Origin of the sequence: Prescottella sp. R16, assembly GCF_030656875.1 — a bacterium.
In the GTDB taxonomy this organism is placed as follows: Bacteria; Actinomycetota; Actinomycetes; order Mycobacteriales; family Mycobacteriaceae; genus Prescottella.
This window is the reverse complement of the sequence record NZ_CP130943.1, coordinates 3,753,208-3,771,761: the sequence shown is the minus strand read 5'-3', so window position 1 is coordinate 3,771,761 and position 18,554 is coordinate 3,753,208. Positions and strand designations below refer to the sequence as shown.

The 18,554-nt window shown below is 69.2% G+C and carries 22 protein-coding genes; 13 read left to right on the top strand and 9 right to left on the bottom strand.

Annotation, left to right across the window (positions count from 1 at the left end; translation table 11 throughout):
- The first annotated feature begins 136 nt into the window (after window positions 1-136).
- Window positions 137-1,177 carry an NAD(P)-dependent alcohol dehydrogenase gene (locus Q5696_RS17700; protein ID WP_305092561.1) on the top strand — a complete coding sequence of 347 codons (1,041 nt, stop codon included), beginning with the start codon at window positions 137-139 and terminating at the stop codon, window positions 1,175-1,177.
- 24 nt (window positions 1,178-1,201) lie between these two features.
- On the opposite strand, the gene Q5696_RS17695 is transcribed toward Q5696_RS17700, so the two are convergent.
- The 4 genes from Q5696_RS17695 to Q5696_RS17680 are packed head-to-tail and all read right to left on the bottom strand — an operon-like array spanning window position 1,202 to window position 4,620.
- Entirely contained in the window at window positions 1,202-2,062 is an 861-nt protein-coding gene (locus Q5696_RS17695; protein ID WP_305092560.1) for a polyphosphate kinase 2 family protein, read from the bottom strand.
- A gap of 10 nt (window positions 2,063-2,072) precedes the next feature.
- Window positions 2,073-3,449: an ABC1 kinase family protein gene (locus Q5696_RS17690; RefSeq protein ID WP_305092559.1), complete on the bottom strand. Its 1,377-nt coding sequence runs from the start codon at window positions 3,447-3,449 to the stop codon at window positions 2,073-2,075.
- Window positions 3,450-3,503: 54 nt separating this feature from the next.
- Complete coding sequence (locus Q5696_RS17685) at window positions 3,504-3,842, bottom strand: DUF4873 domain-containing protein (RefSeq protein WP_305092558.1); 339 nt, start codon at window positions 3,840-3,842, stop codon at window positions 3,504-3,506.
- 40 nt (window positions 3,843-3,882) lie between these two features.
- Window positions 3,883-4,620: a TetR/AcrR family transcriptional regulator gene (locus Q5696_RS17680; RefSeq protein WP_305092557.1), complete on the bottom strand. Its 738-nt coding sequence runs from the start codon at window positions 4,618-4,620 to the stop codon at window positions 3,883-3,885.
- A 233-nt stretch (window positions 4,621-4,853) separates the two neighbouring features.
- Between Q5696_RS17680 and Q5696_RS17675 the strand changes: the two genes are divergently transcribed.
- The 7 genes from Q5696_RS17675 to Q5696_RS17645 all read left to right on the top strand — a co-directional run bounded on the left by Q5696_RS17675 (window position 4,854) and on the right by Q5696_RS17645 (window position 10,343).
- Window positions 4,854-6,065, top strand: coding sequence for a DUF445 domain-containing protein (locus Q5696_RS17675; protein ID WP_305095361.1), 1,212 nt, complete (start codon window positions 4,854-4,856; stop codon window positions 6,063-6,065).
- A gap of 172 nt (window positions 6,066-6,237) precedes the next feature.
- The gene (locus Q5696_RS17670) at window positions 6,238-6,723 is read left to right on the top strand and encodes a helix-turn-helix domain-containing protein (RefSeq protein WP_305095360.1); all 486 of its coding nucleotides are present in this window, start codon (window positions 6,238-6,240) and stop codon (window positions 6,721-6,723) included.
- Entirely contained in the window at window positions 6,716-7,618 is a 903-nt protein-coding gene (locus Q5696_RS17665) for a heparin-binding hemagglutinin (protein WP_305092556.1), read from the top strand. The genes Q5696_RS17670 and Q5696_RS17665 overlap by 8 nt, the downstream gene beginning before the upstream one ends.
- A 74-nt stretch (window positions 7,619-7,692) precedes the next feature.
- Window positions 7,693-7,986 (top strand): DUF2516 family protein, encoded by a 294-nt coding sequence (locus tag Q5696_RS17660; RefSeq protein WP_137725196.1) that lies wholly within the window; start codon window positions 7,693-7,695, stop codon window positions 7,984-7,986.
- A 241-nt stretch (window positions 7,987-8,227) separates the two neighbouring features.
- Window positions 8,228-9,112: an AurF N-oxygenase family protein gene (locus Q5696_RS17655; protein ID WP_305095359.1), complete on the top strand. Its 885-nt coding sequence runs from the start codon at window positions 8,228-8,230 to the stop codon at window positions 9,110-9,112.
- Window positions 9,112-9,255, top strand: a complete 144-nt coding sequence (locus Q5696_RS17650) for a hypothetical protein (RefSeq protein ID WP_305092555.1) — start codon at window positions 9,112-9,114, stop codon at window positions 9,253-9,255. The genes Q5696_RS17655 and Q5696_RS17650 overlap by 1 nt, the downstream gene beginning before the upstream one ends.
- Window positions 9,256-9,314: 59 nt before the next feature.
- Window positions 9,315-10,343, top strand: a complete 1,029-nt coding sequence (locus Q5696_RS17645) for an alpha/beta fold hydrolase (RefSeq protein WP_305092554.1) — start codon at window positions 9,315-9,317, stop codon at window positions 10,341-10,343.
- A 3-nt stretch (window positions 10,344-10,346) separates the two neighbouring features.
- Here the strand turns inward: Q5696_RS17645 and purU are convergent, their stop codons facing one another.
- A complete protein-coding gene (purU, locus tag Q5696_RS17640) occupies window positions 10,347-11,234 on the bottom strand; it encodes a formyltetrahydrofolate deformylase (protein ID WP_305092553.1) in 888 nt (295 codons plus the stop codon).
- Window positions 11,235-11,289: 55 nt separating this feature from the next.
- Here purU and deoC point away from each other — a divergent pair, with 55 nt between their 5' ends.
- Window positions 11,290-11,976, top strand: coding sequence for a deoxyribose-phosphate aldolase (gene deoC / locus Q5696_RS17635; protein ID WP_305092552.1), 687 nt, complete (start codon window positions 11,290-11,292; stop codon window positions 11,974-11,976).
- Here deoC and Q5696_RS17630 read toward each other — a convergent pair.
- Window positions 11,969-12,733: an LmeA family phospholipid-binding protein gene (locus Q5696_RS17630; protein ID WP_305092551.1), complete on the bottom strand. Its 765-nt coding sequence runs from the start codon at window positions 12,731-12,733 to the stop codon at window positions 11,969-11,971. The two genes, deoC and Q5696_RS17630, sit on opposite strands and share 8 nt — an antisense overlap.
- Before the next feature lie 113 nt (window positions 12,734-12,846).
- Here Q5696_RS17630 and Q5696_RS17625 point away from each other — a divergent pair, with 113 nt between their 5' ends.
- Window positions 12,847-13,458, top strand: coding sequence for a type IV toxin-antitoxin system AbiEi family antitoxin domain-containing protein (locus Q5696_RS17625; RefSeq protein ID WP_305092550.1), 612 nt, complete (start codon window positions 12,847-12,849; stop codon window positions 13,456-13,458).
- Between the two features lie 6 nt (window positions 13,459-13,464).
- Here Q5696_RS17625 and Q5696_RS17620 read toward each other — a convergent pair whose 3' ends face one another.
- The 3 genes from Q5696_RS17620 to Q5696_RS17610 are packed head-to-tail and all read right to left on the bottom strand — an operon-like array spanning window position 13,465 to window position 15,305.
- Window positions 13,465-14,244, bottom strand: a complete 780-nt coding sequence (locus Q5696_RS17620) for a class I SAM-dependent methyltransferase (protein ID WP_305092549.1) — start codon at window positions 14,242-14,244, stop codon at window positions 13,465-13,467.
- 5 nt (window positions 14,245-14,249) lie between these two features.
- Window positions 14,250-14,756 carry a DUF2505 domain-containing protein gene (locus Q5696_RS17615; protein ID WP_305092548.1) on the bottom strand — a complete coding sequence of 169 codons (507 nt, stop codon included), beginning with the start codon at window positions 14,754-14,756 and terminating at the stop codon, window positions 14,250-14,252.
- A gap of 51 nt (window positions 14,757-14,807) precedes the next feature.
- The gene (locus Q5696_RS17610; RefSeq protein ID WP_305092547.1) at window positions 14,808-15,305 is read right to left on the bottom strand and encodes a DUF2505 domain-containing protein; all 498 of its coding nucleotides are present in this window, start codon (window positions 15,303-15,305) and stop codon (window positions 14,808-14,810) included.
- 23 nt (window positions 15,306-15,328) lie between these two features.
- On the opposite strand from Q5696_RS17610, the gene Q5696_RS17605 reads away from it, so the two are divergent.
- From Q5696_RS17605 to Q5696_RS17595, 3 genes are all read left to right on the top strand, one after another.
- Entirely contained in the window at window positions 15,329-16,450 is a 1,122-nt protein-coding gene (locus Q5696_RS17605; RefSeq protein ID WP_370654817.1) for a UDP-N-acetylmuramate dehydrogenase, read from the top strand.
- A 61-nt stretch (window positions 16,451-16,511) separates the two neighbouring features.
- Window positions 16,512-17,699: a L,D-transpeptidase gene (locus Q5696_RS17600; protein ID WP_305092546.1), complete on the top strand. Its 1,188-nt coding sequence runs from the start codon at window positions 16,512-16,514 to the stop codon at window positions 17,697-17,699.
- 50 nt (window positions 17,700-17,749) lie between these two features.
- Window positions 17,750-18,532 carry an ESX secretion-associated protein EspG gene (locus Q5696_RS17595; protein WP_305092545.1) on the top strand — a complete coding sequence of 261 codons (783 nt, stop codon included), beginning with the start codon at window positions 17,750-17,752 and terminating at the stop codon, window positions 18,530-18,532.
- Window positions 18,533-18,554: the final 22 nt, after the last annotated feature.

The window sequence follows — 18,554 nt, the reverse complement described above, 5'->3', positions numbered from 1 at the left end:
CTGGACTACTGTCCAATTTTGGGAGATGTTAGGCGGACGGGACACGGCTCGGGCAGTTTCGGGGAAAACGGTCGAAATACCGACCAGGTCAGGGGTCCGTTGCGGGCGATCGGCGACAGCGAGTAGGCATGTAGGCATGATCGATGTCTCCGCTTACGCCGCCACCGCTGCCGATGCCCCGCTCGAGAAGACCACGATCCAACGCCGCGACGTCGGCCCCCACGACGTGCTGATCGAGATCAAGTACGCCGGAATCTGTCACTCCGACATCCACACCGCCCGCAACGAGTGGGGCGGAACCTCCTACCCCGTCGTTCCCGGACACGAGATCACCGGCATCGTCGCGGAGGTCGGCTCGGACGTCACCCGGCACGCCGTCGGCGACCGGGTCGGTGTCGGCTGCTTCGTCGACTCGTGCCGCGAGTGCATCAACTGTCAGGCCGGTGAGGAACAGTACTGCGAAAAGGGTGTCGTCGACACCTACAACACCATCGGACGGGACGGAAAGCGCACCGCCGGAGGCTATTCCACGCACGTTGTGGTGACCGAGGACTTCGTGCTCTCGATCCCGGACTCCCTCGCACTCGATGTCGCGGCACCGCTGCTGTGTGCCGGCATCACCCTGTTCTCGCCGCTCGCCCACTGGGGTGCGGGCCCGGGCAAGGAGGTCGCGATCGTCGGTATGGGCGGCCTCGGCCACGTCGGCGTCAAGATCGCACACGCCCTGGGCGCCGAGGTCACCGTGCTGAGCCAGTCGCTGAGCAAGAAGGACGACGGCCTGCGGTTCGGCGCCGACGAGTACTACGCCACCTCCGACCCGGAGACGTTCAAGGCACTGCGCAAGCGTTTCGACCTCATTCTCAACACGGTCTCCGTCAATCTCGACATCGACCGGTACATGTCGATGCTCACCCTCGACGGCGTCTTCGTCGAACTGGGGCTGCCCGAGAACCCGATCAGCGTCCGCGGATTCTCCCTGCTCAAGAACCGCCGCAGTCTCGCCGGCTCCCTCGTCGGCGGCATCCCGCAGACGCAGGAGATGCTGAACTTCTGCGCCGAACACGGCATCGGCGCCGAAATCGAACTCATCTCCGCCGACCGGATCAACGAGGCGTTCGACCGGGTCGTCGCGAGCGACGTGCGCTACCGGTTCGTGATCGACGCCTCCACCTTCTGATACCCGTATCCCCGCCCGGGCGGCTCACGACCGGGCCAGGCGCTCCTTCTCGACCTCGATGTCGAAATCGGCCGGCGGCCACTCGAGATCGAGGCGAGTGAGGGCGTCGATCAGCAGTTCGGTCACCGCGATCCGGCTGTACCACTTGCGATCACACGGGACCACGTACCACGGTGCGTGGTCCGTGGACGTCTTGTCGAGCATCGCCTGATACGCCTCCTGGTACTGCGGCCACAGGGCGCGTTCGGTGACGTCGCCCGGGTTGTACTTCCAGTACTTGTCGGGGCGGTCGAGACGTTCGGCGAGACGCTGCTTCTGTTCGTCGAGGGAGACGAACATCGCGACCTTCACCAGAGTCGTTCCGTTGTAGACGAGTTCCCGCTCGAACTGGTTGATCTCCTCGTAGCGGCCGGCCCACACGTCCGGCGGCACCAGATCGTGGACCCGCACCACCAGCACGTCCTCGTAGTGGGAACGGTCGAACACGCCGAGCTGCCCGCCGCGGGGGAGGGCCTTGTTGATCCGCCACAGGTAGTGGTGCCGCTTCTCCTCGGGTGTCGGCACCCCGAACGCAGCATGGTCGACGCCCTGTGGATCCACGTGCCCGATCACGTGCCGCACCATCCCGCCCTTGCCGGCGGTGTCCATGCCCTGCAGGATCAGCAGCACCGACCGCTCGTCACCGGCACGGCCGTTCGCATACAGCTTCTCCTGCAGCGCCGACAGCACCGCACCGCGCTCCTCGAGCAGCCGCTCACCATCGGCCTTGTCCCCGTCGAACCCGGGTGTGGCCTTGGGGTCGATCTTCGAGACCTTCGTGTGCCGACCGGCGCGCAGCGCCTCGGTCGCGGGAGTGTGCCACAGGTCCGCCACGTCCGATGCCATGACCGAAACTCTAGGGCCGAGCAGCCCTCCACTGTGCTTCCGCCACACCGAGTTCCGTTTCCGGGGCGTCGCCGTAGATCCACTCCCGACCGATCCGGTGCCAGTTGGCGGACGCGTCGAGCTGCCCCAGCACCCCGAAGGTGAGGAAGTCGGCGCGGCGGGAGAACAGATGCTCGGGCGGCAGATTCTGGCTCTTCATTCCCGAGAAATCCGATGCCCGCGGATCGATCGCGAGCAGGAAGCCGGTGCTCGCCATCTCCGGGGTGATCGCGATGTCGTCGTCCACCAGGTTCCATTCGGCGGCCGCGTACACGTACTCCATGCACTCGTCGGGCGTGACGTCCGAATCCGCCTCGATGACACCACGTTGCACCATCAGCGCGAACAGGTCGTCGGCGCGGCCCTCCGTCGCCGCCCGCATGCACTGCTTCTCGAACTCGACGTGCCGCGCATCCATCCGATTGAACAGGCCGAAGTCGACGAAACCGACCCGGCCGTCGGAGCCGAGCAGCACGTTGCCGGGATGCGGGTCACCGCAGAACTCGTGGTACCGGTACAGCGACCCGATATAGAAACGGAAGACGATCTCCCCGACCCGATTCCGCTCGGCCTGCGGCAATTCGCGGATCGCGGCGAATCCGGCCCCGTCGAAGAACTCGCTCACCAGCACCCGGCGGGTGCTCAGCTCGGGAACACTGTCGGGGATCGCGACGAACGGATGACCCGCGTACAGCCGGGCGATCTCGCGTTGGGTGCGGGCCTCGCGCTCGTAGTCGAGTTCGCCCTCGAAGTTCAGTTGCAACTCGTTCAGCAGACCCGGCGTCGACAGGGTGGGGATCGTCGACTTCCAGATCTTCAGGAACATCGTCAGATTTTTCATGTCCGCGCGGATCGCGGCATCGATCCCGGGATACTGCACCTTGACGGCGACGTCGCGCCCGTCGTGCAACCGGGCCCGGTACACCTGGCCGATCGACGCCGCCGCGACCGCCTCGGTGTCGAACTCGGCGAACACCTCGTCGAGTGGACGCCCGTGGTCGGCCTCGATCACGCCGCGCATCGTCCGGAACGACGTCGTCGGCGCCTGGTCGCGCAGGGCCGCGAGCTTGCGCTGGAACTCCTCGCGATGCTCCTCCGGCACCAGATCCAGATCCAGGATCGACAGCATCTGGCCGAGCTTCATCGCCACGCCCTTCATCCCGCCGAGGACGGTGACGAGCTGGTCGGCGGCCGCGATCGCGGACTTCTCGGCCAGGCGGGCACGGACCTCCTCGGACCGACCGAGCATCGACACGCGCGTGCCCACGCCGCGCAGGGCACGGCCGGCGGCGACCTGGCCGAGTTTCGATCCCCGCACGAGGCGGGACGTGGGGACCCTGTCGGTCAAGGAAACCTCCGAGGCGGGGCTGATGGAAACTGCGGCGCGGTGCCGCACGTCACACTAGAGCAGGCCCTCGGTGTCCTCCATGACCGGGAACGGCGGCCGGGTGACCCCGTCGACCATGTGACTGCCCCACAGGTCCAGGCCGCTGACCCGGGCGACACCGGAACCGTCCGGCGTCGTGATCGTCAGTTCGGTCCCGACGGTCGCATCGTCGAGGCCCAGCGCACGCGTCAGCTCCCGCACCCGGCCACGCCACACGAACCGGCCACTGATCGGCTCGAAATTGCCGGACAGTTCGACGTCCACGATCACCGGCGCGTGCGCGCCGACCGTGACGTGGGCGGGGCCGCGGTAGCCGTCCGGCTCGTCGTGTTCATCCTCGGTGAAGTCGGTCACACCGCAAGAATACCTGTGACCGACGGTTACACAAGGGTGGTCAGTCGTCCGATTCACGCAACGGATGCGGTAGCGACTTGAACCGCGTCGGCGACCCGTTGACCGCCGCGATCCCGGCGATCCCGCCCCACGTCATCATCACCAGATAGTCGATGAGATCGTCCGTCGACATCGACTGGTTCGAGATCCACCAGTGCGTCGCCAACTGCACCGCTCCGACCACGCCGTACGCCCACGGCACCGACCCACCCGAATCCATGTCCATGCCGCGCAGTCGCTCGCCGAGCAGCGTCGCCAACAGTTCGGCGATCATCCGCTCCGAATCGGCGACCACGTCCCGATTGGGGCCCGCACTGTTCGCCATCACGTACAGGTACACCTCGGGGTCCGCGGCAACCGTCTCCACGTACGCGGAGATCGCGACCCGGCACAGCTCGTACTCGTCGAGATCCTCGCTGATCGCCTCGTACATGCGCGGCGCCAGCACCGTCTCCACGTACCGCATCATCGTCGCGCTCGTCAGATCGTTCTTGTCGGTGAAGTACCGGTACAGCACCGTTTTCGAGACCCCGATCTCCGCTGCGATGTCGTCCATCCCGGCGTCCCGCCCGCGCGCCCGGATCGCGGCGATCGTGCCGTCCACGAGCTCCTCGCGGCGAGCGATCTTGTGCTCGCGCCAGCGTCGCTTGCGGCCGTCGGGTTTGCCACTGCCCGTGGTCGTCTCTTCGGTTGTCTGCTGCAGATCTGCGCTTTGCTTCGGCACTGGGGTTCGCCACATCCGTTCGGGGTTGATCCAGAGGATCAGCCTAGTGCGCAGGGCCCGCTCCGGGGGAGCGTGTCTCGGCGAGTGCAACCGGATGTGCGTCGGCTTCGGCCCCGGCGCGGCCGGACTTCGGCCCCGGCGCGGCCGGACTTCGGCCCCGTGTCGATCCGTGCCTTCGGCACAATGTCGGTGTGCAGTTCGACCAGTCCTCCTTCGACGACCCCGCCAAGCGCCGTGACCTGCGCCGGATGAAGGCCGTCGCGACCGGGTTCCTCGTGTTCGCGACCGTCGTCTACTTCTTCTGTCGCTGGCAGGAGACGCGCGGCGCCGGCGAGTGGGTCGGTTACGTGCGGGCGGCGTCCGAGGCGGGCATGGTCGGCGCGCTCGCCGACTGGTTCGCCGTCACCGCACTGTTCCGGCATCCGCTGGGCCTGAAGATCCCGCACACCGCGATCATCAAACGCAAGAAGGACCAGCTGGGGGAGTCGCTGAGCACGTTCGTCGGCGACAACTTCCTCGCCCCCGACGTGGTGTCCGCGAAGGTGAGCGGTGCGCAGATCCCGTTGCGGGTGGGTACCTGGATGGCCGAACCCGTCCACGCGCAGCGGGTCGCCGCCGAGACCTCGACCCTGCTGCGCGGCGTCGTCGAGGTGCTGTCCGACGACGACATCACCGCGATCATCGACAACACCATCGTGCGGCGCATCGCCGAACCGGACTGGGGCCCGCCCATCGGCAAGGTGCTCGCCGAACTGCTGCGCGAGAACCGGCAGCTGCCGCTGCTGGACCTGCTCGCCGAACGAGCCCACCAGTGGGCGCTCGGCAGCCGCGACACGATCGACCGCATCATCACCCGGGACGCGCCGTCCTGGTCGCCGAAGTTCGTCGACGCCCTGCTCGGGGAGAAGATCTACCGCGAGCTCGTCGAGTTCACGTGGAAGGTGCGCTCCGACCCGGAGCACGAGGTCCGGCTGGCCGCCAACCGCTTCCTGATCGACTTCGCCGACGACCTGCAGAACGATCCCGCCACCATCGCGAAGGCCGAGTCGATCAAGGCCGAGATCATGGGCCGCGAGGAGATCACCGGGCTCGCATCCGCGACGTGGCGGGTCGCCAAACGCCTCATCACCGAATCGGTCGACGACCCGAACAGCACGCTGCGCCGCAAGATCGCCGAGAACGTCGCGAACCTCGGCATCCGCCTGCGCGACGACGCCGACCTGCGTGGCAAGGTCGACGGCTGGCTCGTGTCCGGCACCCGGTACGTCGCCGAGAACTACACCGGCGAGATCACCGCGATCATCACCGAGACCGTGCAGCGCTGGGACGCCGAGGAGGCCAGTCGCAAGATCGAACTCCAGGTGGGACGCGATCTGCAGTTCATCCGGATCAACGGCACCGTCGTCGGCGCCCTCGCCGGGCTGGCGATCTACACGATCTCGCAGTTGCTGTTCGCCTGATCCCGGCCCGCGCACTGTGACACCCATCACGTGCTAACAAAGTGCTTGCAATTGTTAGCACCCGCTCCTACCGTGGATTCTGCGTACGGAACAGGGAGTGCTGATGGTCGACGAACCCAACGAGGCGGAACCCCGCAGTGTCGAACAGGGGGCCGGGAACGGTGCGACCGACATGAGCGTCACGGCCCGGGTGGTCGCGGAAGCTGCTCAGGACATCGGCAGCTTCATCCGGTCCCAGCGGGAGGCCGCGCAGGTGTCACTGCGTCAGCTCTCCCAGCTCGCCGGGATCAGCAACCCCTACCTCAGTCAGATCGAACGCGGACTGCGCAAGCCGTCCGCCGACGTCCTCGCGCAGATCGCGAAGGGGCTGCGGGTCTCGTCCGAGGTTCTGTACATGCAGGCCGGGATTCTCGAAAAGCGCCCCCACAGCCCGGTCCGGGACGCACTGCTGGCCGACGGTGTCCTCACCGAACGGCAGAAGCAGGTGCTGATCGAGATCTACGAGTCGTTCTGTCGGGAGAACGACCCGGACCGGTCCGGGACGGCCGTGACGACCCCGGGGGGTACGGCCGCCGCGGACGACGCACACGAGATCCGCGAGATCCACGAGATCCGCGAGATCACAGAACCACTCGACAGGAGATCCGAGCATGACTGATCCGAAGTTCATCGAGAGCGTGAAGACGCCGTTCTACGCCGCCGTCGGCACCGGTGACCTGGTCGTCCAGGCCGTCGCCGACGTCGTGTCCCAGGTGCGGGCCCGCACCGAGGAGGCCGCGAACACCGACGTGGCCGGCCGTCTCGACGAGGCCCGCGAGCGCTGGGCCAATCTGCCCACCGAGGTCACCGAGGGTGTCGAGCAGCTGCGCGAGCGTCTCGCCGCACTGCCCGCCGAACTGCCCGAGGAGCTCGCCGAGCTGCGCGAGCGGTTCACCGCGGAGGAGCTGCGCAAGGTTGCCGAGGCCTACCTCAAGGTGGCGTCCGACCTGTACGTCGCGCTCGCCGAGCGTGGCGAGGAGGCCGTCGAGCGGATCCGCAAGCAGCCCGCCGTCGAGGAGCAGATCGGCCGCGCCGAGGCTGCGTTCGGGGACGCCGTCGAGCTGACCGAGGAGGCCCTCGGCACCGTGGCCCGCCAGACCCGCGCCGTCGGTGAGCAGGCTGCCAAGCTCGCCGGCCGTGCCGCCGGACGTATCAGCGACGTCGCCGACGAGGCCGCCGTCGTCCTGTCCGAGGCGAGCGACAGCGTCGCCGAGCGCCTGTCGCAGACCGGCGATTCGGTCGCCAGCCGCGTCGAGGCCGCCGGTGAGCGCGCCGAGAGCCGGGTCGACGCCGCTGCCGAGCGCGTCGAGGCTGCCGGGCCCAAGGCTGCCCCGAAGGCTGAGGCCGCGGAGCCGAAGCCGGTCGTGAAGAAGGCGGCCCCGGCCCCGGCTGCGAAGAAGGTCGCCCCGGCTCCGGCTGCCAAGAAGGCCGCTCCGGCGGCGAAGCCCGCGACGGCGGCGGCCAAGACCGCTACCCCGGCGAAGAAGGCGCCGGCCAAGAAGGCCACCAACTGATCGATGCCCGATTGCCGGCGAGCTCCCGCGTACGAGGTTGCGCGGGGGCTCGCCCGGCTTCGTAGGATGGTCCTGTGGTCAATATTCACGGCATCACCGGGCTGATCCTGTTCGCGCTGCAGCTGCTGGCACTCGCCGGGGCGGCATTCGCGATCTTCCATGCCGCTCGTCAGCGCAAGGATGCCTTCACCGCCGTGGACAAGCTCACCAAGCCGATCTGGATCGGCATCCTCGCCGCGTCCCTGCTGGTGATCTTCCTGTTCGGTGCGGTGCACATGCTGGGCCTCATCGCGGTGGTCGCGGTGTGCGTCTACCTCGTCGACGTGCGCCCGCGGGTCGACGACATCCAGCGCGGTCCGCGCTGGTGACCGGACCGAAGTATTCGGTGACCGGAAGTTACATGTAAACCTTGACAACAGTCATTGTGGCGGTACGGTGGAATCAGGTCCGAAACCGGGCCTGATCTGCCACTTCTGCGGCAGATGATCCCGTGAGCGCGTCCGTGCGCGAGCGGCCGATCAGCAGGAGGTGACCATGTCGATCACCCGTCCGCGCTTCCGTCGCGGCTCCGCAGTGGATCCACGGCCCCCGCGTCCCCCGTCCCGCCGCATGCGGACCGGGGACCGGCAGGACACCGCGTCGCGTCTGCTCGCCTCCTCCGCCCGCAAGTCGTACGACCCGCTCGTCGAGGTCGACTGGACGGCACCCATCCCCGACGACCTCTACGGCATGACCCCCGAATGGTGCAGCCTGTACGGCACCGAACTGTGGGAGTCGATGACCGAGGAACAGCGGATCACTCTCACCCTGCACGAGGCCGCGAGCATCTCAGGTGCCGGCATCTGGTTCGAGATGATCCTCATGCAGATGCTCATCCGTGACATCTACTCGCACGACCCCGCCACCCCGCACGTCCAGTTCGCGCTCACCGAAATCGCCGACGAGTGCCGGCACTCCACGATGTTCGCGCGATCCGCGCAGCGGTTCGGGGTCCCGTCGTACCGGCCGAAGAAGTGGATCATGAACTCCTCCCGCCTCTTCAAGGCGACCGCGTCCGGGGCCCTCGCGTACGGCGGCACCCTGTTCGTGGAGGAACTTCTCGACGTCATGCAGCGCGACTTCATGCGCGACGAGCGGGTTCAGCCCATCACCCGCACCGTCAGCCGGATCCACGTCCTCGAGGAGGCGCGGCACATCAAGTTCGCGCGCGAGGAGACGGTGCGCCGCGCCGCGCACCTGTCCCGCGTCAAGCGCGCGTACCAGCGACTCGTGCTCGGTGTCAGCACCTACTTCGTCGTCACGTGTCTCGTGAACGACCAGGTCTACGCGGCCGCCGGACTCGACGTCGACGAGGCCAGGAAGGCTGCCCGCGGCAATCGGCACTACCACGAGACGATTCGCGAAGGATGCCGTGGCACGGTCGAATTCCTCGACGAGTGCGGACTGATCGGCGGGCCGTCGAAGTTCCTCATGCGCCGGGCGCACGTCGTCTAGTGGTCACGCTCACCGCGATGGACTGCCGCCGGTCCGTCGGCCGCGCCGGAACCGCCGACCTCGCCCGCGGGGCCGGCGTCAGCGTGCGGGACATTCTCGGGGTGGACGGCAACTTCCCGGACCAGACTCCGAGCAGACCGTGAGTCGACTCGAACATGTTGCGGCCGAGACGGACTCGGCACGCACCGGATAGAACAGGGGAATGGGAGTGGGTGTTTTCGGATCCCGCAAGGGATGGTGGACGGTGATCGGTCTCGCCGGAGTCGCCGGGGCGGCCGCCGTCGCGGCGCGCCGCAGATCGGCCGGATCCGCCGAGGCGGCGGCGCCGGACCGCTCCGACGTGTTCTCCACCCCGCGCTTCGAGCCGGAGGTCCTGTCGGTCGTCTCCGCCGACGGCACCGAGTTGCACGTGCGGGTGTTCGGTGACCCCGACGCCGAGCCGATCGTGTTCAGTCACGGCTGGGTGTGTTCCACCGAGTTCTGGAATCCGCAGGTCAACGCGCTCGCCGGCAAATACCGTGTCGTCACCTACGATCAGCGCGGGCACGGCCGCAGCGGCATCGGTACCGCGCCGCTCAGCCCCGACGTGCTGGCCGATGATCTGGCTGCGGTCCTCGCCGCGACCGTGCGCGACGGGCACAAGGCGGAGATCGTCGGGCACAGCATGGGTGGCATGAGCATCGTCGCGTGGGCCCGACGCTACCCCGAGCAGGTGGAGCAGTATGCGAGCTCGATCCTGCTGGCCAGCACCGGCACCGACAAACTTGTCGCCGAGACGACGATCATCCCACTGCCGCAACGCTTTCCGCGGGTCCCGATGCCGGTCGGCCGGGCGATCCTCGGTTCGACACTGCCGATGCCGGCATCCCCGATGGCCACCCGTGCCATCCAGTACATCGCCCTGGCGCCCGGCTCGGCACGCGACGAGATCGCCTTCTGCGAGCAGATCGTGAACGCGTGCCCGCGGCAGACCCGCGGCGGGTGGGGTGCGGCACTGAGCACCCTCGACATCACCGACGGGCTGAAGAATCTCACCGTGCCCACCACGGTCCTCGTCGGCGCCGCGGACCGGCTCACCCCGCCGTCCCATGCCCGACGGCTCGCGCAACTCCTCGACGACACCGAGCACCTCGACCGGCTGATCGTCCTGCCGGGCATCGGCCACATGACGTCCGTCGAGGCGGTCGACGAGTTCAACACCGAGATCGAGCGGCTGCGCGCCCTCGGCTGACGGTCAGCTGAACACGACGGTCTTGCGGCCGTGCACCTGGACACGGTCTTCCAGGTGCCACCGCAGGCCGCGTGCCAGCACCAGCTTCTCGATGTCGCGGCCCTGCCGGACCATGTCGGCGACCTGATCGGTGTGGTCGACGCGGATCACGTCCTGCTCGATGATCGGGCCGGCGTCGAGTTCCGCGGTCACGTAGTGGCAGGTCGCGCCGATCAGCTTCACGCCGCGCGTGAACGCCTGATGGTAGGGGCGGGCGCCGATGAACGACGGCAGGAAGCTGTGGTGGATGTTGATGGCGCGGCCGGCCCAGTGCTCGCACAACTCGGCGGGCAGCACCTGCATGAACCGGGCCAGGACCACCGCGTCCGGGTCGTGGACGTCGACGAGCTTGCGGACCTGCTCGAACGCCGGACCCCGTTCGGCAGGGTCCTTCGGGAAGGACACGTAGTGGAAGTCGACACCGTGCCGCCGGGCGACCGGCTCGAGGTCTCGGTGGTTGCCGATGACCGCGGCCACCTCGCACTGCAGCTCGCCGGCCGAGACCCGGCCGAGGAGATCGTGCAGGCAGTGGCCTTCCTTGCTGACGAGCAGCACGACCCGCTTGCGTTCCCCGGTGTCGGTGAGCGTCCACTCGGTGTCGGGGCCCAGATCGGCGGCGACGGCCGCGAACTTCTCCCGCATCTCCTCGAGGCTCAGGTTCACCGACGACGCCCGCACCGCCTGCCGGGTGAAGAACCAGCCGGTGTCGGCGTCGGCATGGTAGGCGGCCTCGACGATCCAGCCGCCGACCTCGGCGAGGAATGCGGAGATACGGGCCACGATGCCGGTGCGGTCGGGGCAGCCCAGGGACAGAACGTAACGACGGTCGTCGGTCGAGGCAGCAGAACTCATGGGCCATAGTGTGGCAGGTCGGCGGGACACGGTGGGCTGTGCCATCCTGCGGGACATGACGGACCACAGTTCCGGCCGCACACCGGACCGCATCCGGGTCGCCGCGATGATCGATCACACCCTGCTGGATCCGGCCGCGTCGGACGCCGACGCCGCGGCCCTCGTCGACGAGGCGCGGGAGCTGGGGGTGTACGCCGTGTGCGTGTCGCCGTCGATGCTGCCGCTGCCCGACACCTCGGTCGGCCCGGTGGTCGCGACGGTCGTCGGTTTCCCGTCGGGGAAACATCATTCGCTCGTGAAGGCCACCGAGGCACGGCTCGCCGTCGATCAGGGTGCCGCCGAGATCGACATGGTGATCGACGTCGGTGCCGCCGCGTGCGGCGAGTTCGACGCCGTGTACGCCGACATTCTCGCGGTCCGGGACGCGATCGGCGCCGGCCCGGTCCTCAAGGTGATCGTCGAGTCGGCGGCCCTGGGCGACGACGCGATCGTGGGGGCGTGCCGGGCCGCCGAGCGGGCGGGCGCGGACTTCGTGAAGACGTCCACCGGCTTCCATCCTGCGGGCGGTGCGAGCGTGCACGCGGTGCAGTTGATGGCGCGGACCGTCGGCGGCCGGCTCGGGGTCAAGGCCAGCGGCGGTATCCGCACCGCCGCCGATGCGCTCGCCATGATCGATGCCGGCGCCACCCGGCTGGGACTGTCCCGCAGCCGGGCGGTGCTGGACGGTCTGCCGGTCAGATGATGCTGCAGCCGGCGTTCGGCGCGTTCGGATCCTGCGGCGGCATCACGTAACGGCCACCCTCGAGACGCAGCTGGACGGCGTCGGAGGTGACGGTCAGCGACGTCGGGGTCATCCCGAGCGGGTACTGCTGCAGGCTCGCAGTGAGGATCTGCACGACCCCGTCGACGAGCGACGTCGGCAGGCCCAGGCCGAGGATCTCGGCGCCCACGGTCTCGACGTCGACCTGCCCGTTCTGGACGGTCGGCCGGACGGTGAGGTCGGCGAGTCCGCCGACGCTGAACTTCAGGGTGCCGGTCGCCGGGTCGGGGGTGACGCCGGTGATCAGGCCCATCGACTCCGACTGCACGGTCGCGAGGATGCCGTCGGTCTTCCACGTCACGTCGGCGGTGGAGCTGCCGATCGTGCCGCTGCTGTCGTCGGTGGTGGTCATGTCGATGTCGTCGGCGCGGGCGTGCACCTGCATGCCCTTGGCCGGACCGAACGAGTCTCCGGAGCTGTCGATCGTCATGTAGGGCACGTTCTTGCTCGTCATCTGCAGCAGCATCGGCTTCCAGCTGAGGCTCACGTCCACGGGGGTGCCGAGCTGGCTCTGCAACTGGGACTCCATGCAGCTGGTGGCGCGCTGCCGGACGAAGAGTTCACCGCCGACCAGGGCAACGACGAGCGCGGCGACCACGATCAGGGAGATCACGAGCGCCTTGCGTCGCGGGGGCTTCGGTGCTGCGGGCGTCTGAGGTGCGTTCACTGGTGCCGACATGACAGGGATTCTCCCGGAAGACTCTGAGTGGTTTCTGTGAAACAGCATTCGGCACGGAGATCGTGGTCCGCAAAACTGTGATCCGCACCACGTTGTGGCAGTAGGGTGTGGGCATGGCGGGCAGGACAGATCCGCGACGCGACCCGACTCCCGAGGCGGGGGAGGATCTGCGTCGTCTTGCGTTCCGGCAAGCGGGGTATTTCACGACCGGGCAGGCGCTGCGGCTCGGTTGCACCACCGAGGACATCGGCGGCCGTCTGGCCGAGGGGTCCTGGTTGCGGATCGAACGGGATCTGTTCCGCCTCGCCTCGTTCCCGCGCACGGACCTCGAGGAGTACGCCAAGTGGTGTGCGTGGTTCGAGGGCAACGCGGTGGTGTCGCATCAGAGTGCGGCCGAACTGCACGGGCTCGGGCACCTGCACCCGAGCTTCGTGCACCTGACCACGCCCGGGTCCGCGCCGGCCCCGACACGCCGGCTCGCGTTGCACCGGCGCCGCCTGCGTGACGAGGACTGTGAGCGGGCCGGTCCGCTGCGCATCACCACACCGTTGTGCACGGCGCTCGACCTCGCGTCCGGTGGGATCGCGCAGGACCTGTTCGACGAGGTCGTCGGCGACGGTGTCGCGATCGGCCGCATCGACCCCGACGAGCTGCGGGCGGCGGCGGAGCTGCAACCGCAGCAGATCGTCGACCGCATCGAGCGCGCGCTCGGCGCGTACGGGTGAACCCGGCTACCGCCCCGGCGCGACGTGCCCCCACGGCACCGTGAGCACACAGTCGCGGATGCGTCGGCGCTGCGGGGCGACGGGGTGTCCGAGATCGGTCAGCAGTCGCAGTGATTCGCGCCAGCGGACGCGCGGCCCGAACGGGGCGAGCCCGGCGGCGACGGCCCACGCCCGGTCGGCGGCGACGAGCAGGTCGTGGATGCGTTCCCCGGGGACGTTGCGGTGGATGAGGGCCTTGGGGAGGCGTTCGGCGACATCGCTCGGACGGTCGACGGCGAACGGATCCCACGCGATCGTCAGGGATCGGGGGCCGTCCCGGTCCAACAGCACCCACGCGCAGCGGCGGCCGAGCTCGTCGCACGTGCCGTCGACGATCAGCCCGCCCGGCACGAGCCCGGACCGCAGACGCCCCCACGCGTCGTCGACGGCGTCCTCCGGGTACTGCCGCAGCACGTTGAACGCCCGGATCAGGGTGGGCCGCAGGCCCGCGAGCTCGAAACCGCCGCGCGCGAACACGACCCCGTCCCGGCCGGGCACCACGCGGGCGGGGTCGATCTCGAGTCCCACGACACGCACGTCCGGTCGCACGGTCCGCATCCGGGAGGCCAGTTCGAGCGTCGTCACCGGCATCGCGCCGTACCCGAGGTCGACGATCAGCGGATCGGACGCGTCCCGCAGGGTGCGTCGCACGAGCGGATCGTGGATCAGCCAGCGGTCGCTGCGCCGCAACCGGTTGATGCCGGTGGTGCCGCGGGTGACGACGCCGACGGGTCTGCTCTCGCGCACCCCGCTCACCGGGCGGCGAGCCAGGCCGCGGTGATCGCGGCCTCGTTGCGGAACAGCTCCACCAGGTTCGCGAGCATCAGTTCCTCGATCTTCCCGCCGACGAACGGGATCGACACCTGCGCCTGGGACACGGTCCGCAGCGTGCAACCGGTGTCGGTGCCGAACAGTTCCATCGTGCCCGTGAGGCTGCCGGGGGCCGCCGGGATCGTCGCCTCGTACGTGCCGGTCACCGGATCCCCGAACGGCGTGTACCGCTCGGTGCGGGTGATGACCAGGTCGTTCTTCAGGACCGCCTGCGCGATCTCCGGCAGCTCGGTCCGCGGCAGCACATGGTGCAGGACCAGGTCGATACCGTCGTCGCCGACCTCGTGCGACACCAGATTTCCGGCGTCGGCCGAGAACTTGCGCATCTCCGCCATCCGCGCCTCCCAGTAGCCGCGGTCGCCGAACGCGGCGTACACCGTCTCGGCGGGATACGTGAACGTGGCGGAGTAGTCGATACGACGAGCCATGACCTGCAGATTACCGGCCGATGGTGAACGTGGAGGCGAAACCCGAGGCGCCTACGACGCGAGCCAGCGGCCGGTGAAGTCCTGCTCGGCGTCGAGCAGTTCGATCACCTGTGCGGCGATGACCTCCTCGATCTTTCCGCCGATCAGCGGCAGTTTCACCTCCACCACACCGTCCACGACCAGCAGCGATCCGTCCCCGTCCGGGGTCAGCGCCAGGGTGCCGCGCAGCTGCCCGGGCACCCCGTCGACCGCCGCGGTGAACGTGCCGGACGCGCGGCCGTCCTGTAGCGGACCCCACGATTCGGTGCGCGTGATACGCAGATCACCCGGGCGGATCTTCGTCACGATCGGCGGCAGATGCTCGGCGGGCACGGCCTGCGTCATCGCCACGTCGATCGCGGCGTCCCCGACGGTCGTCTCGTCGACCGACGCTCCCGGACCGCCGATCTCCCGGAGACGGGCCTGCCAGTACCGCTCGTCGGTGAGTGCGGCGTGCACGGCCGCGACCGGTCGGGGGAGACGGGCGGAATGCTCGATGTGTCGGGACATGGACGGCACGCTACCGTTTTCCCGTGTTGGATCCACTCATCCGGGGGCGCCTCGACCAGGTCGGCGCACAGTTGTCCGAGCAGGTACCGCTGTCGAGCCTGACCACGCTGCGGCTCGGTGGCCCCGCCGCGGTCCTCGCCGACTGTCCCACGACCGCGATCCTCGTCGACACCGTCCGGCTCCTCGACGCCGCCGGTGTCCCGACCCTGATCCTCGGCGGCGGCTCCAACCTGGTGATCTCCGACGCCGGGTTCGACGGTGTCGTGGTCCGGGTGGCGGACGCCGGTGTCACCATCGGTGAGGCCGGCGAGAACACCGTGCTGGCGCAGGCCGGTGCGGTGTGGGACGACGTCGTCGCGAAGACCGTCGCGGCCGGGTTCGGCGGGCTCGAATGCCTGTCCGGCATCCCGGGCTCCACCGGCGCCACCCCGGTGCAGAACGTCGGCGCGTACGGCGTCGAGGTCGGTTCGCTGCTGCGCCGGGTGCAACTGCTGGACCGCACCACCGGCGACGTCCGGTGGGTGGCGCCGTCCGACCTCGGGCTCGGTTACCGCACCAGCATCCTCAAGCACCGCGACGACGCGCTCGTCCTCGCCGTCGAGATGACGGTCCGCCCGGACGGATCCAGCGCGCCGCTCGCCTACCGCGAACTCGCGGCCGCACTCGGGGCGGTCGAGGGGGAGCGTCGGCCCGCCGCCGACGTCCGCGACACCGTGCTGGGCCTGCGCCGCGGCAAGGGCATGGTGCTCGACGCCGCCGACCACGACACGTGGAGTGCCGGCTCGTTCTTCACCAACCCCGTGGTGCCGGACGATCGGCTGCCCGCCGTGCTGGACGCGATCCGGGCGAAGGTCGGTGCGGACGTGCGGATCCCGCAGTTCCCCGGTGCCGCGGGCACCGAGCCGGCCAAGTCGACCAAGCTGTCTGCAGGGTGGCTCATCGAGCGGGCCGGCTTCGGCAAGGGGTACCCGGCCGGCGATGCCCCGGCCCGGTTGTCCACCAAGCACACTCTGGCCCTCACCAATCGTGGGGCGGCGACGACCGCCGATCTGATCGCGCTCGCCCGGACCGTCCGCGACGGCGTCGAGCAGGCGTTCGGGGTGCGGCTCGAACCGGAGCCGGTCACCGTCGGCTGCTCGGTCTGACCGCCACGACTTTCTCTCATGTGGCGGAAGTCACTGTGCCGGTGGGAGTACCGTGGTTTTCGTGCGTGAACTGGGTATTCGGGTAAAACGGGCGCGGCTGTCGGTGGTGGTGGCAGCACTCCTCGGGACACTTCTGCTCGCCGGATGCACCATCGCCACCGGAGGGGCCGCGGACGTCGCACCGGCGGCGTCGGAGCCCGTCGCCGCGGTGACGGAGAGCCCGGCGTCCGGCAGTCGCGGCGTCAACCCGGCCGCACCGATCTCGGTGACGGTCGCGCAGGGCACGCTCCAGGACGCCGCGCTCACCAACGCGGCCGGCAAGGCCGTCCAGGGACAGCTGAGCCCGGACCGTACGTCGTACACGATCACCGAGCCCCTCGGCTGGGACGCCACGTACACGTGGTCGGGGACCGCGGTCGGTGTCGACGGCACGCCGGTCCCGATCACGGGCAGCTTCACCACACTCGCCCCCGACACCCGGACATCGGTGCGCACCAACATCGCCGACGGCCAGGTCGTCGGCATCGCCGCCCCGATCATCCTGCAGTTCGACGGACCCATCGCAGACAAGGCCGCCGTCGAGAAGGCGCTGACGGTGACCACCGATCCGCCCACGATCGGATCGTGGGCGTGGCTGCCCGACGACAACGGTGCCCGCGCGCACTGGCGTCCGGCGGCCTACTGGGCGCCGGGCACGACGGTGCACGTGGACGCGAAACTGTACGGCCTCGACTTCGGCGGCGGCGCCTACGGGGCGAGCGATCTGTCGCTGAACTTCTCGATCGGCCGCAGCCAGATCGTGAAGGCGAACGCCCCCAGCCACCGCATGCAGGTGGTGCGCGACGGCGCCACGATCATGGACATCCCCGTCAGCTACGGCGAGGGCAACGAGAACCGCAACGTCACCCGCAGCGGCGTCCACATCGTCACCGAGAAGCACGAGGACTTCCTCATGTCGAACCCGCCGTACTACGAGAACGTGCGGGAGCGGTGGGCGGTCCGCATCTCCAACAACGGCGAATTCATCCACGCCAACCCGCTCACCGTCGGCGTGCAGGGCGCGTCGAACGTCACCAACGGCTGCATCAACCTGTCGCTGTCGGACGCCCAGGAGTACTTCGGCACCGCACTGTACGGCGACCCGGTGGAGGTGACCGGCACCCGCATCGACCTGTCGTCCGCGGACGGCGACGTCTACGACTGGGTGATCGACTGGCCCACCTGGCAGTCGATGTCCGCGCTGGCCTGACGTCCCGGCGGGAACGGAACCGTCCGTGGGTCCGGCGCGTCCATCCCGGTATGACTGTGTATTCCGGGCATTCGACGGCACGTTCCGGCGGCGGTGAGCGATGGCGGTTCACGGACGCCGAGTTCCACCTCCTGTGGACGCGGCTGGGACGTGACCGGCTGCCGTACCCGCTGCGGTACAGCCCGAGCGCCGTCTTCGAGGACGAGTTCGAGGCGCACCGCCGCGCCACCGTCGCCGCGGTGCTGCCGCGGGTGACCGAGGACCTGCACCATCGGCTGACGGTGCTCGCCGAACCCGACGTCCGGATCGAGGTCGCGGGCTGGTCCGGCTCCGGTGCGGAACCGGTCCGCATGCATGCCGGGATCCGCGGCAGCGTCGGCGTGCTCGCAGTGCAGACGGCCGTCGGCGACGTCCATCTGTCGGATGTCGCGGCCGCCGCGCTCGCGGGCGCGATCGCGGCGGCTCTGCCCCGGTCGGTGGCCGGTTCGCGGCCGGTGCTGCGGTTCCGGCGCGACGAGTTGGAGACGGGAGGGCCACTGCTCGCGCCGGCCGGGGCCGTCGGTGGCCGGGACGCGGCGCGCGCCCTGCTCGCGGGCCGGCGTACCGGGATCGGGGAGATCACCGTGTTCACGGGGCCGTCGTACGACAGCCGCCCCACCGCCGACGGCACCGGCCTGCACTGGATCGACGTCGACGGGGACGGACGGTACCTGATGCACGGCGACCCCGATGCCACCCTCGAGCCCGCCACCGACGCCCGGACGGCCCAGCAGATCACCCGGCTCGTCGACGCCGCGGAACCGATCGGGGGTCGTCCGCGTCCAACCCTGTGAACGCACGACACAGGGGGGGAGA

Excerpts from the sequence above, each read along its gene's own strand:
- Q5696_RS17700 (WP_305092561.1), top strand. The coding sequence starts at position 137 with ATGATCGATGTCTCCGCTTACGCCGCCACCGCTGCCGATGCCCCGCTC.
- Q5696_RS17695 (WP_305092560.1), bottom strand. The coding sequence starts at position 2,062 with ATGGCATCGGACGTGGCGGACCTGTGGCACACTCCCGCGACCGAGGCG.
- Q5696_RS17680 (WP_305092557.1), bottom strand. The coding sequence starts at position 4,620 with ATGTGGCGAACCCCAGTGCCGAAGCAAAGCGCAGATCTGCAGCAGACA.
- Q5696_RS17675 (WP_305095361.1), top strand. The coding sequence starts at position 4,854 with ATGAAGGCCGTCGCGACCGGGTTCCTCGTGTTCGCGACCGTCGTCTAC.
- Q5696_RS17670 (WP_305095360.1), top strand. The coding sequence starts at position 6,238 with ATGAGCGTCACGGCCCGGGTGGTCGCGGAAGCTGCTCAGGACATCGGC.
- Q5696_RS17665 (WP_305092556.1), top strand. The coding sequence starts at position 6,716 with ATGACTGATCCGAAGTTCATCGAGAGCGTGAAGACGCCGTTCTACGCC.
- Q5696_RS17655 (WP_305095359.1), top strand. The coding sequence starts at position 8,228 with ATGCGGACCGGGGACCGGCAGGACACCGCGTCGCGTCTGCTCGCCTCC.
- Q5696_RS17645 (WP_305092554.1), top strand. The coding sequence starts at position 9,315 with ATGGGAGTGGGTGTTTTCGGATCCCGCAAGGGATGGTGGACGGTGATC.
- purU (WP_305092553.1), bottom strand. The coding sequence starts at position 11,234 with ATGAGTTCTGCTGCCTCGACCGACGACCGTCGTTACGTTCTGTCCCTG.
- deoC (WP_305092552.1), top strand. The coding sequence starts at position 11,290 with ATGACGGACCACAGTTCCGGCCGCACACCGGACCGCATCCGGGTCGCC.
- Q5696_RS17630 (WP_305092551.1), bottom strand. The coding sequence starts at position 12,733 with ATGTCGGCACCAGTGAACGCACCTCAGACGCCCGCAGCACCGAAGCCC.
- Q5696_RS17625 (WP_305092550.1), top strand. The coding sequence starts at position 12,847 with ATGGCGGGCAGGACAGATCCGCGACGCGACCCGACTCCCGAGGCGGGG.
- Q5696_RS17615 (WP_305092548.1), bottom strand. The coding sequence starts at position 14,756 with ATGGCTCGTCGTATCGACTACTCCGCCACGTTCACGTATCCCGCCGAG.
- Q5696_RS17610 (WP_305092547.1), bottom strand. The coding sequence starts at position 15,305 with ATGTCCCGACACATCGAGCATTCCGCCCGTCTCCCCCGACCGGTCGCG.
- Q5696_RS17595 (WP_305092545.1), top strand. The coding sequence starts at position 17,750 with ATGACTGTGTATTCCGGGCATTCGACGGCACGTTCCGGCGGCGGTGAG.